Origin of the sequence: Halomonas sp. 3A7M (assembly GCF_014897875.1) — a bacterium.
Classification (GTDB): domain Bacteria; phylum Pseudomonadota; class Gammaproteobacteria; order Pseudomonadales; family Halomonadaceae; genus Vreelandella.
Genome location: NZ_JABUZD010000093.1, coordinates 1 through 16,507, shown reverse-complemented (window position 1 = coordinate 16,507; position 16,507 = coordinate 1). Strand labels below are relative to the sequence as shown.

The window sequence follows — 16,507 nt, the reverse complement described above, 5'->3', positions numbered from 1 at the left end:
GTGTTGATAGGGAAAGTATCGGCGCCAGCTTCACGGATTCAGGTGTCAGTATGTCGTCCAACTAACAATACGACGTGCTGTGAATGCTGAGGCGCTACGGCGCTTATTAAGAATGGCTTGCGACATCACCATAATGCTTAGCGTCCAAGCCGTTTGTCATATCAGGGAGGTAGTCAATGACCAATCAAGCCCCCGTCGCCTGGGTAACAGGTGGAACTGGTGGAATCGGAACGTCAATTTGCCATTCATTGGCGGATGCGGGTTATTTGGTAGTCGCGGGATATCACAATCCTGAGAAAGCCAAAACCTGGCTGGAAACCCAGCAAGCCGCTGGTTACGACAACATCGCGTTATCGGGTGTCGATCTTTCCGACCACAATGCCTGCCTAGAAGGTGCTCGAGAAATCCAAGAAAAATATGGGCCTATCAGCGTGTTAGTTAACTGTGCTGGCATCACTCGCGATGGCACCATGAAGAAAATGTCCTATGAACAGTGGTATCAAGTGATCGATACCAACCTTAATAGCGTCTTCAACACGTGCCGCAGCGTTATTGAAATGATGCTAGAGCAGGGCTACGGTCGCATCATCAATATTTCTTCTATCAATGGCCGTAAAGGTCAATTCGGGCAAGTGAACTATGCGGCTGCCAAAGCAGGTATGCATGGGTTGACCATGTCGCTGGCACAAGAAACAGCAACCAAAGGCATTACGGTGAATACCGTGTCGCCTGGCTACATTGCCACCGATATGATCATGAAAATTCCCGAGCAGGTGCGTGAAGCCATTCGTGAAACTATTCCAGTGAAGCGTTACGGTACACCGGAGGAGATCGGTCGCTTGGTAACGTTCTTAGCAGATAAAGAGTCAGGCTTTATTACTGGCGCCAATATTGATATTAATGGCGGTCAGTTTATGGGCTAATCGCCCAACGCGATAAGCAGATTTATTCAATCACGGAAAAGCGTAAACGGGAGGCTATTCGCCTCCCGTTGCTAGTGTTGGGGGGGAGCAGTACTTGTGTAACGTACTTATATAAAGGGCTTAAGGGTGAGGCACTCGCGCTAGGCGACTAAAAAGATTGTCAAACTCTTCTGCTTCCTTGCGCCACAATTGGTTAGGCATGGGGCCAAGCGCCATAAGTGCTGCTAATATGCCGCTGATCTCATCTGGTCGACTACGCTCGTTATTGATCCCTTCATTTAGCCGTTCTACTTGAATAGCCAGGCGGAGAGGTTCATCACGCTGCTTGACGCTACCTAACGCTAGCAAAGACAAATGCACTCTCAGGCGAGCCAGTCCATCTTCTAGCTCAGCAAGTTTTTCGGCTGAGAGGGGAGTGGAAGTGGTGAGCCGCGCATGATTGCGCTGCTGGTGAGCCTTCATAAAAATAGCAGGCAGCCCGTCACTCAATACCTCTTTCACATCAACTGCTTGTGGCTCTTCGCCGGCTAGTGATTGTTGGTCTGCGGCGATATGCGCATTTACCAGCGGTAAGGCGCTGTGCCATTGCTGCACTGTATGAGCAATTTCCAGGCGGCTTAAGCGCTCACGTTTAGCCCTTACAATGCCGCTAAGGCGTTTCTGCATGCCGTCACTTCGTCGATTACGTGGCAACGGCTCAAGCTGGCTAATGCTTTCTAGATAAGACGCAAGGGTGGCAGATTCTTCGGCTTGCGTCGGCTGCCAGCTATCCATTTCGTCAATTAATGTTTGCAACTGATCGAGCTTCTGTTGTTGGCGAGCTGCCTGTTCATGCTTGTGGGCGTCACGCTGAGCAAAGAGCTGATCGCAGGTATGACGAAAGGCTTTCCATAGGGCTTGCTCTTCGCCTTTTGGAGCACGACCCAGCGCGCGCCACTGCTGCTGTAGCTGCTTTGTGCTCGCTATGCGGGCGGCTAAGGGTGATTCGTGGTCATCCTGTAAGCTTTTCGCTTGTTCGATAAGCATGCGCTTTTGACTAGCGATCTGCTCTGCTCGCTGGTCAATAAGCGCCTGGAGGCGATGACGGATAGCTCCAAAACGACGGCCAACGGTTTCTGATTGGTCTCGAGGAACCGGAGAGTAGTGACGCCACTGGTGGCGGGCTTTGTCACGGATCTCGCGCAATACATCGGGGTCGGCATCCTCTGCTGGCTGATTAAGCAACGTTTCAAGTTGTTCGCAGAGTGCTTCACGGCCTTTCAGGTTGGCATCACGCTCTTGATTAAGCTGTTCTCGCCAGGGAGTCAAACGCTCGTGAATGCGATCAGAGGCCGCGCGAAAGCGTGCCGACTGTTCGCGATTAGCAGCGGCATCGCCGAGCGATTTCCACTCTTTTACCAACTGGCGATGGTGGCGATCAAGGGCAACGTCTGCCATGTGTTGATCGTCAGCCAGCGCTTCGATGCTAGCGCAGAGTTGCTCGCGTTTCGGGCCGGCCACAAAACCGCGCCAATCACGTAGTTCTGCTAACCGTGCGCCTAGCTGTTTCACGCGTGCTTTTAGCGGCTTGGCGTCTTCCCCTGTCAGTTCGTCGATGGAGGGTTTGAGGCGTTGATAGAGGCGGCTGGCACTTTTAAAGGCACCACGCTCTAACAAGTGTTCAAAGTTATCCACGTCGGCACTAAGCGCGTTAAGTGACGCGGTAGGGGTGGGTTTGGTAGAAACGTCAGCATCTTTTAACGCTTGTGCATGCTTGAGTAGCTCTGGAGGCGTTATGTGTTTAGGCCAAGCGCACTGCTTAACGTACTTGGCAATGGCCACGTTATCTTGGTTGGCAATGGCCGTTTCTATATCTGCGCTGATGGCTTGCCAGCGCTGCCATGCTTCCATGCATACTTCATAGCGTTTCAGTGCTTGGCTATAGCGTTGTTGAACGCTCTCGCCAGGCGGGTGTTGATCTGACAGGGATTGCCAACGCTGGCCGAGTAGTTGGCGTTGAGCCCGTAGGCTATCGATATCCTGAACTGTTAGCTGCTCTGCATGTGCCAGGCCCTCTAACGTTTCTTCAATGCCTTCAAGCAGTTGATCGCGAGTTCGTTCAATCTCTTCGCGATGAGCAATGCTCTGCTGACGCGCTTGTTCTTGCGTTTCATGATGATGCAGTGTTTTTCGGCAGCTAAGCGCTGCCTGATGAAAACGCTGCTCTTGCGTCACGCTGGGCGGGTGGGAAAGGCTTTGCCACTCACGCTCCAAATGACGGAAGCGACCACCATACAGCGGCTCCCAGGGAGCCCTGGCGTGCTGTTCTAACTGTTTAAGCAGATGCTCACGCTGGGCTTGTTGATCCGCTAGCCACTCAGCATCATTGCGCAGTTGGGTGAGCTTTTCTCGCGCCAGACGAATGACCTGGCGGTCACGACGCGCTTCTTTTAATAGCTTTTTGAGGCTCTCTTCACTTTCAATTCGTTGAGCCGCTTGATGGCGCACCGCTGCCACGCCGTTATGGCAGGCTTGGTGGACGAAGTCGCTTTCAACGGTTAATTGCTCTAACGCAGCGAGCCGCAGATTAAGGTTGTCTCCCTGAAGTGCAATGGCGTTGAGCAACCGAGGCTCCGATAGCTCTGCCACAATAGCCTGCCGTTTTTGCAGGTCGGTGTGGCCCTGTGAGCCACATAAGCGCTGGCAAGCCGCGTTAAACCAAGCTTCGTCTTGACGATGCTCTGGAAGCGCATTGACAAGCTCCGCTAAGTCATCAAGGGCCAGTAGAGCAGCAAGCTGGATGTTACTCTCTTTATCCTGTGCTAATTGCTTTAGCGCTTGTTGCTGTTCTGGTTGTTGAGGGTCAAGCTGGTCGAGTGCCTTGAGACGCACCTCGGGATCAGGGTGCTGCCACCGAGGAGCGAACAGGCGTCTTAACAGTCCGTGCATGGATCATCCTGCAGAGAGGTGCGTAGCGTGAAAAAAATCAACTACCGATGACAGATAGTTGCAGTCATCGGCGCTGTCGCTTAGCTTTGCTGTAGGCGCTGTGATGATTAATACTTCTTCACAACACCCAGCGCGAGATTGCGCTACCTTTATCTTACCTGAACATGACATGGAGTTCGGCCATGAGCCTCAACGCCAATAGTGCCGACATTGCCTTCACCTTTAAAGGTGGCATGCTGCCAATGACCGTCATGGAATTGAGCAGTGCTGACCCGGAACATATACGAAGTCAGCTAGCTGGCAAGTTGTCGCAATCCCCCGCGTTCTTTCAGCATACACCGGTTGTGCTGAGCGTGGAAAAACTCGATGAACCTCACTTGGCGCTTGAGCGCATTTGCGCGGTATGTCGCGATCATAAATTACTGCCGGTCGCCGTACGTGGCGGAGCTGAGCCAGTACGTCAATCTGCCTGGGCATTAGGGCTAGGCTGGTTTGCCCCTGTTGAAGAAGGGCGGTCTAGGCTATTAGAGAGCGTTGATACTACTGCTACCCCTGATGACGCCATAGACGAGGTGGAAGCTGCCGACCAGGAAGTGGTTGCGGTAGCAACACGCTTATTTCGCGGTACGGTGCGCTCTGGCCAGCAGGTAAGCGCATCAGAAGGCGATCTAGTGGTGATTGGGGCAGTAAATGCGGGCGCTGAAGTCCTGGCGGCTGGTAGTATCCACGTCTACGGAGCGCTTCGCGGACGTGCCTTGGCGGGTATTCATGGCAATACCCAGGCGGGTATTTACTGTCGAGAATTGGAAGCAGAGCTTCTTTCTGTGGCAGGCAATTACAAACGGTTAGAAGATATTGATTCACAGTTGCTTGGCCGTGCTGCAGAGGTGCATTTCGCTAAAGAGCAGCTGGAAATTAAGCCGCTGGGTTAATTCAAACGCATGAGCGTGTGTTGGTGCTTAATGCCTAGCGACGTCGCAAGCGCTATACGTTACAGTATGTCATGTTGTTGACATTGATGTTCCCGTTGTGCGCAGTGCGACCCTTTAAACGCGCTCGCGATGAACGACTTCAAGAAGGAAGTAACTCTTGGCCAAAATTATTGTAGTGACCTCCGGTAAAGGGGGGGTTGGTAAGACCACCAGCGCTGCCGCTATTTCAACAGGACTTGCCCTGCGCGGTAAAAAAACAGTCGTCATTGATTTCGATGTTGGTCTACGTAACCTCGACCTAATCATGGGCTGTGAGCGCCGCGTTGTTTATGACTTGGTAAACGTTATCCAAGGGGAAGCAGGGCTTAACCAAGCGCTGATTCGCGATAAACGCGTTGAAAACTTATTTATTCTTCCAGCCTCTCAAACGCGTGATAAAGATGCACTGACGCAGGAAGGCGTAGAGCGAATCCTTGAGCAGCTCAAACAAGATTTTGATTTTATCTTGTGTGACTCCCCCGCAGGAATCGAGAGGGGGGCTCAACTCGCTATGTACTTCGCTGATGAAGCGATTGTTGTCACGAATCCTGAAGTTTCCTCAGTGCGTGACTCTGACCGCATTTTGGGATTGCTTGGTTCCAAGACGCGGCGCGCTGAACAAAGCTTAGACCCTGTTAAAGAGCATCTGCTGATTACGCGCTATAACCCTTCTCGCGTAACGTCTGGGGACATGCTGACCCTTGATGATATTCGTGAAATCTTGTCTATCGATCTGCTTGGCTTAATCCCTGAATCCGAAGCGGTATTACGTGCATCGAACCAGGGGGTTCCCGTTACTCACGATGCGGCGAGCGATGCAGGTCAGGCGTATTCAGATACTGTATCGCGCCTATTAGGTGAAGATATGCCTCTGCGCTTTCATGAAGTACAGCGTAAGGGATTGTTGAACCGTATGTTCGGGGGTGGTCGGCGATGAAATTGCTGGAGTTCTTGAAGCGTGAGCGCAAGAAATCCGCCTCGGTGGCTAAGGAGCGTTTGCAAATTATCGTGGCGCATCAGCGCGGCCAGCGCGGTCAGCCAGATTATATGCCGCTGCTCGAGCGCGAGCTGTTGGAAGTCATTCGTCGTTATGTACAGGTCGATGATGATGCCATTCAAATTTCGCTTGATAGCGAAGACAATTGCTCAGTGTTGGAGCTCAATGTTACGCTGCCGAAAGGTTGACGTTTCCATATGGAAGCAGCATAGCCAGTCGTTAAGCATGGCTATTCGCTAAGAGGGGCGGCGAGAGGCGCTGCGGTTGTGCTAGGCTTGGGCTTTTGTACCCGCTTCGGCAAGTGGTTCGTTGGCTTGTGGGCGGGAAGCTATGCTCAAGGAGATTTCATCAATGGCGCCACCTAATGCTGCCCCTGCCAGTTTTCTCTGGCATGACTATGAGACATTTGGTGCTGATCCGCGTCGCGATCGGCCCGCTCAGTTTGCCGCATTACGCACTGACGCCGAGCTTAATGAAATCGGTGAGCCGATAGAGCTCTACTGCAAACCTGCTGATGACTACCTGCCTCACCCTGCTGCTTGCCTAATTACCGGTATTACACCGCAAAAAGCGCAGCGGAAAGGCTTGCCTGAGGGGGAGTTTGCCCGCCAAGTCCAAGGCTTTATGAGTGAGCCAGGCACCTGCGTAGTGGGCTATAACAGCCTTCGCTTTGATGATGAAATCTCCCGTCACTTGTTTTATCGCAACCTGCTTGACCCTTATTCCCGCGAATGGCAAAACGGCAACTCCCGTTGGGACTTGATTGATGTGGTGCGCGCGTTTTACGCCTTGCGCCCCGACGGCATTGAGTGGCCGCAGCGGGAAGATGGTGCGCCTAGCTTCAAACTTGAACACTTAACGGCGGCCAATGGCATTGCCCATGAAGGCGCTCATGATGCGGTAGCTGATGTACGTGCCACCATTGCGCTAGCGCGTCTGCTAAAAGCCCGAAACCCAAAATTATTCGACTATTTACTGGGCATGCGTGGCAAGCGCGCAGTGGCCAAGCAGTTAGACTTGCCCAGCGCTAAACCGCTTTTGCATATCTCTCGTCGTTACCCTGCCAGCCGTGGTTGTAGCGCATTGGTCATGCCACTGGCCGAGCATCCGACGAACCCTAATGGCGTTATTGTTTACGACTTAAGCGTTGATCCTAGTGATTTGCTGACTATGAGTGCCGAGCAAATCAGAGAACGTGTGTTCGTCAGTCAGCAGGATCTGTCCGAGGGGGAAGTGCGTATACCGCTGAAAGTGATCCACATTAATCGCTGTCCAGTCATCTTTCCAGCGACGGCGTTAAAAGATGTGGATGGTCCGCACAAAGGCGAATACGGCATGATCATTGAGCGGTTAACGATTGATATTGATGCCTGTCGCGGCCATTGGAAAACGCTGCGAGAGGCTAGCGGTGTGGCGCAAAAAGTAGCTGAGGTATTTAACGCAGCCTACGAAGATGTGCCTCAAGACCCTGACTTAATGCTCTATTCCGGCAGCTTTTTCTCTGCGGCTGATCGCCAGCAAATGGAGCGAGCATTGGCAATGGATCCCTGGGATTTAGTCGGCCAGCGCTTTGCCTTTCAAGATCCTCGTCTGGAGGAAATGTTGTTTCGCTACCGTGCGCGTAGTTATCCAGACACGCTGGAGGGCGAAGAGCGCGAGCAGTGGGATGCGTTTCGCTGGATGCGCATTAATGATCCGGCCTTGTCGGGTTTTACGCTGAAAGCCTTTGCGCGAGAAATAGAGCGTTATAACCAGCAGACCCTATCGGATCGCGAGCGCCAAGTGCTGGAAGAGTTGGTGATGTACGTTGAGTCAATGATGCCAGCTCAGGCGTTTGATGCCTGAGCTGGCGAGCTTAGCTAAATCGTTAAGCTAAATCGTTTAAATTAGCACTTAGCGTGCATCGGTAAACGGCACGCGTGCTGCTCGGTAGGGGGCGATATCACTTGGTGAGTCGCCAGGGTTGTAGCGAATATCTAACTGGTGTGATTGAAGCGTCGGCCACAGTGCCTGCAGTTCTTGTACGCTAACATCCAGCGCTAGTGTGGCGAGTTGTTCACGGCGATCAAAGTGCACGTCCTCCAGTGCTGTGGCTTGCCAGTAGCGGTTTGCCATGCCCTGTAGGCTCGTGTCTCGCTGGGTCAAGCGAGAATGAACGGCCTGACGATGCGGTGCTAACGCTTCCTCGGTTAACGTATTCAGGCGCTCGCCCGCTGCCGCCATAAAGGCGTCCATGCGCTCGGCGATCATGCTGCTCTCAACATCCGGCGACTGAACTACCAAGGCAATCCCCGGCGCCTCTAACAGCGGGGAATAGCCCGCATTAACAATATAGCCAAGCTGCTCCTCGGTACGTAGTTGCTGATAAAAGGGCGTATCCAGCCATTGCGCCAATACGCTGAGGCGCGCCTGCTCTTCAGTGGACGTGTCGCGACCCTGTAAATAACGCAGCACAAGGGACTCTTCGCGGGTGCTGTGTGGATGAAGCACCTCAGGCTGATTGCTCACCTGTAGTGCTTCAAGCGCAGGGATATCCTCACGAGTGAGACGTGGTGATAACGCGCCGCGTATTACATTGGCCTGCTCACGAGCCAGCTCTTTATCCAAATTGCCAACGGCCATTGCATCGATGTAAAGCGCGTCTAAAAACCGTTTGCGGAAGTTTTCTAAGTGGTGGCGCTCTAACCGCTGACTGGCATCAAGTAATTCAGTCGCTGACCATTGGGGGGTCAGTAGTGCTTCGCCCAGTGCCCGGCCTGCCTGGCCATAGAGCGATGCTTGGGGAGCATTGCGCCACTCGCGCTGGAGTTGATAGCGCACACGCTCAAAAGCGCTGGGAGAAATGTCGGCATGCTTAAGCTGCTTAATCGCCTGCTCTATCAGTGGCGTTTGTCCATCGCGCCAGCCTGAAAATGACAGCGTCATACCACGTCCGTGAGCGTAAGCGCTGAACGATTGACCAGCCAGCCAGGCTGGATATAACGACTCGTTTAGGCTGTCATTTAGCCAACTCGCTAAGAGACGTGTGAGTACCGCTTCTTCAGCTGAATAGCTGGCGCTGGGGTGCTGGAGGCTTACCCGCCACTCAACGCTTGGCGTATTGAAGCGGCTATCTTGCATGTGCCATGCGGTAAACGAAGGCGCATCAATCAACACTTCAGGGCGCTCATCTTGTCCCGTCTTGAGAGTAAGGTCATTGGCGATAAAGGGGTTGGGTTCCGGTAACGCTAGGCCTCCTAGCGCCTGCCCTGGCTGAGTTGGTGGTTGCTCTTTCCATTGGGTGTTGAACCAAGGCGAGACGGTATCGCTTTCTACGTCTGGCGCAGAGTAGAAACGCAGCATGTTGTCTGGGGTCAGTGCATCGAGATACAGCTGCTGACGCTCACTATCCATGCCATCCATCCGGTAAGGCGCATACTGCACATCATCCACCGGATAACGAGAAAGGCTCATGGCTAAGCGGGTGGCTTCCTGCTGTGGTGCGCCATGCTGCTGAAAACGGAACGCTTGTTCATTCAGGTTTTTTTGTTCCTCGTAGCGCCACTCGGCTAATCCTTCCTCGCGTATCTGCTCAATGGCAGCAAATAGTGTGGCCTCAATATCGTCCAGTCGCTGTGCCCCGGCTGGCGTTAAGCTAATCGAGATCGCAAAGAGCGCCTCATTGCCGTCACCTCGTCCCACGCCCGCCGAAAGTGCATCTGCAAGGCCCGCTTTGCGTAGCGCTGCCAGTAAGCTGCCGTCGCCTTCATCGCCCAGTAGGTGAGAAATTAGCTGAGTCGGCTTGGTACGGTATTCATCGGTAGGATCGGGAATCGGAAAATAGAAGCGTAGTTGGCGGCGATCCTGTAGCGACTGGCGCTCAATGTAGCGGGGCAGCGTGTCTGAATCGACCAGCGGCGTGTCAATGGTGGGGACGCTTAGGTCATTGTCGGGAAGACTTGCAAAGCGTTCGACAACTAATGCCTCAAGAGTATCGAGTGGCTGGGGGGCAACAATGGCCAAATTCATGACGTTGGCATCGTAGTAGCGATGATAAAAATCAATCACTCGCTCGCGGAGAGTGGCTTCACCCTCGGCTGGGTTGGCAAGGGTGTCACGGCTGCCTACTGCAAAGCCCGTCGTGGGATTGCTAGGATTTAGTAGCTGATTCAATACATCGTTTTCACGGCGGGATTCATCACGAATGCGTGCCATGTACTCAGAGTGGACAATATTCCGCTCGCTTTCTAAATGGTCGGCGTTAAATAGCGGCGAAAGGAAAAACTCGCTAAAGCGGTCCAGTGCGCCTGGCAAGGCCGAAGGCTCAACATCAAAAAAATAGTTGGTGTCTTGTTGGGCAGTAAACGCATTGTGGGAGCCCGCATTATCAGAAATGTAGCGCTGATAGGCATCAGACTGAGGGTACGGTTCAGTGCCTAAAAACAGCATATGCTCTAAAAAGTGGGCTAGCCCCTGCAGGTCGTCAGGGTCTTGAGCGCTGCCTACGCGAACGTTCATGGAGGCGGCGGCTTTATCGGCCTCTGGGTCACTAACAAGCAGCGCTTGAAGGCCATTTTCCAGCGTCAGTACGCGGTAATCGCGTTCGTCAAATGGGCTGACAATAGGCGTGATGGCGTCCTTCACTGGGGTGTCTTGAGCGAAGGCGAAAAAAGGCGTGCACCAAGCGACGCCAATCACGACGCCGATGACGGCCTGCCGTACAGCGTCACGGTTAGGCAGAGGTTCATGAGATCGTAACATTACGGTTCCTATGGCACAGCCCAGCGCAGCATCGGCCCTACCGGGTGGGCGCAGGATGATGACTGATAGGCAGGATTATTAACATGTTTTGATACCGGAAAAGCGCCCAACAGTTCCAATGGCGCAGGCATTAATAGCGCATTGAGTGCTTCAAGGTCGGTCGTCGGGTCCAGCCAGCGCGTTAACGCTTCTGGAGGGATAACGACAGGTAATCGGTCAGTCAGTGAAGAAAGGCAGGCGTTGGCAGGTACGCTGATTAGCGCCGTCGAGTCAGTAAATGCGGTGAGCGTTGTGTGGTAACGGCACCATAAAGCACCCAGTAACAGTGGCCCTCGGTTAACGTGGGTCACTAAATAGGGTTGCTTGCTGTGTGCTTGTATCTTCCAGATATAAAATCCGCTGACTGGAATGACACAGCGGCGGGCGCTAAACGCCTCGTTAAACATGGCGCGTTGGTTAAGCGTTTCTGCTCTAGCGCAATGGGGCGCGTGGTCGAGTACTTTCAGCCAAGGAGGCGTTAGCCCCCAAAATAATGGCTGAAGTCGCAAACGTCCCTGCTCAAGTCGTATTGCTGATACAGGCTGTCGGGGCGCTAAGTTAGGCGATTCGATAAGTGGTTCAGTATCAGTCAGCGAGGGCACAAGGCGTGATAGCGTGAGGCGCTGCACGTGAAGGCGTCCCGTCATGCCTGTCTCCTTATGCGAAATGGGGCTCGTGAGAGTGCAAAATGGCGGGGTAACGCAACAATAGGTTAAATGTCGTGTTTTAGTGTCGAAAACAGTGTTCGATGTAAGGTATCCTAGCGTATCCCTTGCTCACGCTAAAGCGCGATGAGGCATTCTTCCTGTTTGCCGTTGACCTTAAGAGATCGCCATGGCCCGTCCTAGACAGCATGCGCCCGATGCCCTCCACGCGCAGGTCATGCACGCTTGTGATGAGTGGTTGGCTAAGCAGCCAGTCCATGGTTTGTCACTGCGTGCCCTGGCCAGAGAAGTGGGCTGCGCGCCAAGTACGCTGCTTAAATTATATGGCAGCTTTAATAACTTATTGCAGCACGTCAACGTTGAAACGTTGGCACGCTTACAGCATACCATTACTAGCCTGGCAGAAGATGATCCTGAGCCATGGCTGCGCTCGCTAGCGCTCGCTTATTGGCGCTTCGCTGAGCAAGGCTGCTACCGCTGGCAACTGCTATTTGATTATCCACTGGCCCAAGAAGGCGAGCTGGATCAGCGCCAGAGCGATCTTATTGAAGCGCTGTTCACGCAGGTGGAAACCTCGTTGAAACGGTATCAGCCAGCATTGGATGATCTTGAAGCGCGACGCCTTGGGCGCACCCTCTGGGGGAGCGTGCACGGCTTGGTGCAGCTTGGATTAAACGAGCGCTTAGGCTATTGGCAAGGTCAGCAGTTGAAGGTGGATGAGCTGCTGGATCAGCTAATGAGCACGGTGCTGGCTGGCCTGCGCCACCGGGAGGCGGCGACGTGACGTGGTGGTTGAAAATGGTGCGTTGCGCGTTGCGTCGCGCCATTTATGTTGTTATGCGTGTGTGTTATCGGTTCTCTGTACATGGCCAAGAGAACGTACCTAAGCGCGGCGCTGCCCTGGTAGTCTGTAACCACGTCAGCTTTATGGATGCGTTGGTGTTAGGCGGCGGTAGCCCCAGGCCGCTGCGGTTTGTGATGGATCAGCCCATCTTTGAATCTCGCTGGCTAAAGTGGTGGTTCCAGCTTGTGGGCGCGATTCCGATTGAATCAGAGCGGCATAGCCCTGGTGCATTGCGTCGAACGCTGGATGAGGTGAGCCACGCGCTTCGCGAAGGTGATGTCGTAATGGTGTTTCCTGAAGGGCGTATCACCCCAGATGGCGATATCCACGCCTTTAGGCGCGGGCTCGAAACCATTCTTGCACGCGATAATGTGCCCGTCATTCCGGCTGGCTTGGCGGGGTTGTGGGGGTCTTGGACATCACACTACGGTGGTAAGGCACTTAAAAAATGGCCGTCACGTTTTCGTGCGCCGGTCAGTTTACACTTCGGGCCGCCGGTATTGGTTCATGAGGTAGAGGATATTGCCTTGCGCCGCTATTTAGAGGCTCGTGTGAGGGCGCTGAAGGCAGCGGGTGATAGCGAAATCACCCACCGCCAAATTGGTTAGACGGTCAGTCGCTACGTTCGGCGTGCAAGGCGCAGCTTTTGCCAGCAGCGTGCTGAAGTGATCAGGTTGTCACGGATTTCTAAAATTTCCATCCGCGTATTACCAATCTGCAAGCAGGCAGGCCCTTCCGGAAACGCTTCCAGGTGCTCAAGAATTAAGCCATTCAGGGTTTTGGGGCCGTCAGTGGGCAGTTGCCAGCCAAGCATTTTGTTAATTTCACGAATATTGGCAGTGCCCTCAATGACATGGCTACCATCATCTTGCTGATGAATTTCATCATCTTCTGAGACATCGGTGGTGAACTCCCCGACAATCTCCTCAAGAATATCTTCTAAGGTTACCAAGCCTTCCACGTCGCCATACTCATCCACCACAATACCAATACGCCGCTTCTGCTTTTGGAAGTTCAGTAGCTGTGTATGTAACGGTGTGGATTCGGGAATGAAATACGGCTCCCGTGCTTCTTGAACAATCGCTGCTTTGGTGACTTCGCTACGCGATAAAAAGCGCGCTGCATTGCGTAGATGTAGCATGCCAATAATATTGTTGATATCGCCTTTATAGACCGGTAAACGGGTATGTTGGCTGGTGCGGATCTGGGTCAGAATATCTTCCAGCGTGTCGTCAAGATCAATGCCAAGAACTTCGTGCCGGGGCACCATGATGTCGTTAACTGTGACATTCTCAAGATCAAGGATCGACAGCAGCATAGCGCGGTGTCGGTAGGGAATTAGCGTGCCTGCTTCGTGAACGACAGTGCGCAGTTCATCGCGGGTTAAACTGTCGCCGCCGTTCTCAACACTTTTAACGCCCATTAGGCGTAATAGGCCATTTGAGATGACGTTGACTAGCCATACCAGTGGGTAAAGTAGTTTGAGCAGTGGCTCCAGGCCCAGGGAGGTAGGGTAAGCGATCCGCTCAGGCTTGATGGCCGCGTAGGTTTTCGGTGTGACTTCGGCAAAAATCAGGATGGTAATCGTCAGTAGCGCCGTTGAAATAGCGGGGCCGGAGACGTCGCCAAAGAAGTGAATGGCAATGATGGTCGCAATTGAGGCGGCTAAGTTATTGACGAAGTTATTGCCAATTAAAATAACGCCAATTAGTCGATCGGGACGCGTTAATAACCGCATGACACGCTTTGCGCGGCGATCACCGCTGTTAGCTTGATGGCTTAGTCGATAGCGGTTTATCGACATCATGCCTGTTTCAGAGCTGGAGAAAAAGGCAGACAGCAATATCAAAATGGCTAGCAGGCCGAACAGTAACCCCAGGGGGAAGTCGTCGCTCAAGTCGAAAGTTCCTTTATGGCGTATTAGGCTCGATTTTTAGAAGTATGGAAGTGGCCTGTCAAGGCCACTGTTATCAACGCCAAATTAAATCAGTGCTGATAATGCGGTGAGTATATGTTTAGCGATGGAGCAAGATTTCCAGGACAAACTTGCTGCCAAAGTAAGCTAGCAGTAGCAGTATGCACCCGCCAAGCGTCCAGCGCACAGCGCGCATGCCACGCCAGCCAAAACGATAGCGACCCACTAAAAGTGTGGTGAAAATAATCCACGCTCCCAGCGAAAGTACTGTTTTATGCACCAAATGCTGCGCGAACATATTGTCGAGAAAGATTAGTCCGCTGATGATCGAAAGTGTCAGCAATATAATGCCTGACCATACCAGTTCAAACAGCACTCTTTCCATGGTGGTGAGCGGTGGTAGCGATTGCACAATGCCACGAATATGGTGATGGCGCAGTGCTTGGTTCTGCAGGCCGACCAGCACCGCTTGAATCGCCGCAATTGCCAAGACGGCAAACGCCAGCGCAGAGCTGACGGCATGCAGTAAAATGCCGGGCGTTAAGCCGCTTTGGCTCCCCTGGCTCGGTAACCAAGTGGCAAAAATAAGCGCGATACCTGCGAGAGGGAATAGCACGATGCCAGCGTTGAGCACCGGCTTAAACAGGCTGGCGACGAGTACAACGTTGACGGCCACGGCCATCAGAAGCGTTGCGCTGGTTGTGAAACCAGGCAGTAGCCCTGGGGCTGAGCTAACAAGCTCCACGACCACTGGGATATGCAGTAAAAGCCCAAGCGCACCAAGTAGACGCACCATGCCCTGGCGTGGTGGCACGCGACGAAATAAGGTCATGCCCTGCCAAATGGCAGCGGCGACATAGAGTATAAAAGCGATCGTGGCGAAAGGGAGCGCCTGCATGATGCTATCCGTGCGCCTTGCAGCGCGTTGTTGAATCCAGTGTCATTGAATCAACGCTGTGAAAGTCAGCGGTGCTAAATCGTTCAAGCTAGAACAGTCTGCCTACTATAACCAATCATAGCGGCGTCGCACAGCCATCGATAACCAATGTTGACGACCATGGAGACTCGCGCGGCGAGCGCGTATAATCGATCCTACATTCGTCCGGTGTGACCGCCCGGCGACAACGACGGAGGCAGAGGCCCCATGTTTCAGAATCTGAGTGAGCGTCTTTCCCAGACGTTGAAGTCGATCAAAGGCCAAGCGCGGCTAACTGACGACAATATCAAAGACACCCTGCGCGAAGTGCGTAAAGCACTGTTAGAGGCAGATGTCGCCTTGCCGGTGGTGAAGGCATTTATTGAGCGTGTTCGTGAACGTGCTGTTGGCCAGGAAGTCTCAAAGAGCCTCTCGCCAGGCCAGCAATTCGTTAAAATCGTCCAGCAAGAGCTGGAAGCGATCATGGGCGAAGCCAATGAAGGCTTATCCCTAAAAGGCTCACCTGCGGTCGTATTGATGGCAGGCTTGCAAGGGGCGGGTAAAACCACCTCTGTTGCTAAACTGGCGCGTTACCTGCGTGAACGCGAAAAGAAAAAAGTGCTGGTGGTCTCCGCCGACGTTTATCGTCCAGCGGCGATTGATCAGCTAGAGACGCTGGCAAAAGAAGTTCAGGTTGATTTCTTTGCGTCTCGTTCCGATCAGAAGCCAGTGGATATTGCCACGGCGGCGATCAAACACGCCAAAATTCAGTTCCATGATGTCGTATTAGTCGATACCGCCGGGCGGCTGGCCATCGATGAAGCGATGATGGCCGAAATCCAGGCGCTGCATAAAGCAATTTCACCGGAAGAAACGCTGTTTGTGGTCGACGCCATGACCGGCCAGGATGCGGTGAATACGGCGAAAGCATTTCACGATGCACTGCCGCTGACCGGGGTGATTCTCACCAAGGCTGATGGTGATGCCCGTGGCGGTGCAGCACTTTCGGTACGCCATATCACTGGTAAGCCCATCAAGTTCATGGGGGTTGGTGAGAAAGTAGACGCCCTAGAGCCTTTCCATCCGGATCGTGTGGCATCACGGATTCTGGGTATGGGCGACATGCTGTCGCTGATCGAAGAAGCCGAGCGCACGGTAGATAAGGACAAAGCCGCCAAGCTGGCCAGCAAGGTCAAGAAGGGTGACGGTTTTGATCTGGAAGATTTCCGCGATCAGTTACAGCAGCTCAAAAAAATGGGCGGCATGGGTGGCCTGCTTGGCAAGCTGCCTGGCATGGGGCAAATGGCTGATATGGCACAAGGCCCTGGTCCGGAAAAAGAGCTTGGCAAGCTGGAGGCATTGATTAACTCAATGACCCCCAAAGAGCGCCGCAAGCCCGATATCATCAATGGTTCGCGCAAACGCCGTATTGCAGCGGGTGCTGGCCTGCAAGTACCTGACCTGAATCGCCTGCTAAAACAGCATAAGCAGATGCAGAAAATGATGAAAAAAGCAGGCAAAAAAGGCGGGATGCAGAAAATGATGCGCGGCATGTCGGGCATGATGGGC

13 protein-coding genes are annotated in these 16,507 nt (G+C 53.3%); 8 read left to right on the top strand and 5 right to left on the bottom strand.

Annotated elements, in window-relative coordinates:
* The first annotated feature begins 176 nt into the window (after window positions 1–176).
* Window positions 177–923: an acetoacetyl-CoA reductase gene (phbB, locus tag INT19_RS08645; RefSeq protein ID WP_089039277.1), complete on the top strand. Its 747-nt coding sequence runs from the start codon at window positions 177–179 to the stop codon at window positions 921–923.
* A 120-nt stretch (window positions 924–1,043) separates the two neighbouring features.
* On the opposite strand, the gene INT19_RS08640 is transcribed toward phbB, so the two are convergent.
* A complete protein-coding gene (locus INT19_RS08640; RefSeq protein WP_193060458.1) occupies window positions 1,044–3,851 on the bottom strand; it encodes a DUF349 domain-containing protein in 2,808 nt (935 codons plus the stop codon).
* 182 nt (window positions 3,852–4,033) lie between these two features.
* Here INT19_RS08640 and minC point away from each other — a divergent pair, with 182 nt between their 5' ends.
* The 4 genes from minC (at window position 4,034) to sbcB (ending at window position 7,664) form a co-directional block, all read left to right on the top strand.
* Complete coding sequence (minC, locus tag INT19_RS08635; RefSeq protein WP_038480943.1) at window positions 4,034–4,783, top strand: septum site-determining protein MinC; 750 nt, start codon at window positions 4,034–4,036, stop codon at window positions 4,781–4,783.
* 157 nt (window positions 4,784–4,940) lie between these two features.
* Window positions 4,941–5,759 carry a septum site-determining protein MinD gene (gene minD, locus INT19_RS08630; protein WP_009724070.1) on the top strand — a complete coding sequence of 273 codons (819 nt, stop codon included), beginning with the start codon at window positions 4,941–4,943 and terminating at the stop codon, window positions 5,757–5,759.
* The gene (gene minE / locus INT19_RS08625; RefSeq protein WP_038480946.1) at window positions 5,756–6,007 is read left to right on the top strand and encodes a cell division topological specificity factor MinE; all 252 of its coding nucleotides are present in this window, start codon (window positions 5,756–5,758) and stop codon (window positions 6,005–6,007) included. Before minD ends, minE begins: the two co-directional genes overlap by 4 nt.
* A gap of 163 nt (window positions 6,008–6,170) precedes the next feature.
* Window positions 6,171–7,664 (top strand): exodeoxyribonuclease I, encoded by a 1,494-nt coding sequence (sbcB, locus tag INT19_RS08620; protein WP_193060457.1) that lies wholly within the window; start codon window positions 6,171–6,173, stop codon window positions 7,662–7,664.
* A gap of 48 nt (window positions 7,665–7,712) precedes the next feature.
* Here sbcB and INT19_RS08615 read toward each other — a convergent pair whose 3' ends face one another.
* Window positions 7,713–10,559, bottom strand: a complete 2,847-nt coding sequence (locus INT19_RS08615) for an insulinase family protein (RefSeq protein WP_193060456.1) — start codon at window positions 10,557–10,559, stop codon at window positions 7,713–7,715.
* Window positions 10,560–10,567: 8 nt separating this feature from the next.
* On the bottom strand, window positions 10,568–11,245 hold the full coding sequence (locus INT19_RS08610; RefSeq protein WP_089039271.1) for an SOS response-associated peptidase: 678 nt from the start codon (window positions 11,243–11,245) through the stop codon (window positions 10,568–10,570).
* 187 nt (window positions 11,246–11,432) lie between these two features.
* Here INT19_RS08610 and INT19_RS08605 point away from each other — a divergent pair, with 187 nt between their 5' ends.
* Both INT19_RS08605 and INT19_RS08600 read left to right on the top strand, forming a co-directional pair.
* Complete coding sequence (locus INT19_RS08605; RefSeq protein WP_038480958.1) at window positions 11,433–12,047, top strand: TetR/AcrR family transcriptional regulator; 615 nt, start codon at window positions 11,433–11,435, stop codon at window positions 12,045–12,047.
* Window positions 12,048–12,061: 14 nt separating this feature from the next.
* The gene (locus tag INT19_RS08600; RefSeq protein ID WP_226912948.1) at window positions 12,062–12,715 is read left to right on the top strand and encodes a 1-acyl-sn-glycerol-3-phosphate acyltransferase; all 654 of its coding nucleotides are present in this window, start codon (window positions 12,062–12,064) and stop codon (window positions 12,713–12,715) included.
* Between the two features lie 11 nt (window positions 12,716–12,726).
* On the opposite strand, the gene INT19_RS08595 is transcribed toward INT19_RS08600, so the two are convergent.
* Both INT19_RS08595 and INT19_RS08590 read right to left on the bottom strand, forming a co-directional pair.
* Entirely contained in the window at window positions 12,727–14,004 is a 1,278-nt protein-coding gene (locus INT19_RS08595; protein ID WP_038480964.1) for an HlyC/CorC family transporter, read from the bottom strand.
* 118 nt (window positions 14,005–14,122) lie between these two features.
* A complete protein-coding gene (locus tag INT19_RS08590) occupies window positions 14,123–14,920 on the bottom strand; it encodes a cytochrome C assembly family protein (protein WP_089039269.1) in 798 nt (265 codons plus the stop codon).
* A gap of 246 nt (window positions 14,921–15,166) precedes the next feature.
* Between INT19_RS08590 and ffh the strand changes: the two genes are divergently transcribed.
* Window positions 15,167–16,507 (top strand): signal recognition particle protein (gene ffh / locus INT19_RS08585; RefSeq protein WP_193060454.1); only part of this gene is annotated, 1,341 nt, incomplete at its 3' end.

Coding starts and splice junctions, on each gene's coding strand:
- phbB (WP_089039277.1), top strand. CDS start 177: ATGACCAATCAAGCCCCCGTCGCCTGGGTAACAGGTGGAACTGGTGGA.
- INT19_RS08640 (WP_193060458.1), bottom strand. CDS start 3,851: ATGCACGGACTGTTAAGACGCCTGTTCGCTCCTCGGTGGCAGCACCCT.
- minC (WP_038480943.1), top strand. CDS start 4,034: ATGAGCCTCAACGCCAATAGTGCCGACATTGCCTTCACCTTTAAAGGT.
- minE (WP_038480946.1), top strand. CDS start 5,756: ATGAAATTGCTGGAGTTCTTGAAGCGTGAGCGCAAGAAATCCGCCTCG.
- sbcB (WP_193060457.1), top strand. CDS start 6,171: ATGGCGCCACCTAATGCTGCCCCTGCCAGTTTTCTCTGGCATGACTAT.
- INT19_RS08615 (WP_193060456.1), bottom strand. CDS start 10,559: ATGTTACGATCTCATGAACCTCTGCCTAACCGTGACGCTGTACGGCAG.
- INT19_RS08610 (WP_089039271.1), bottom strand. CDS start 11,245: ATGACGGGACGCCTTCACGTGCAGCGCCTCACGCTATCACGCCTTGTG.
- INT19_RS08605 (WP_038480958.1), top strand. CDS start 11,433: ATGGCCCGTCCTAGACAGCATGCGCCCGATGCCCTCCACGCGCAGGTC.
- INT19_RS08600 (WP_226912948.1), top strand. CDS start 12,062: ATGGTGCGTTGCGCGTTGCGTCGCGCCATTTATGTTGTTATGCGTGTG.
- INT19_RS08590 (WP_089039269.1), bottom strand. CDS start 14,920: ATGCAGGCGCTCCCTTTCGCCACGATCGCTTTTATACTCTATGTCGCC.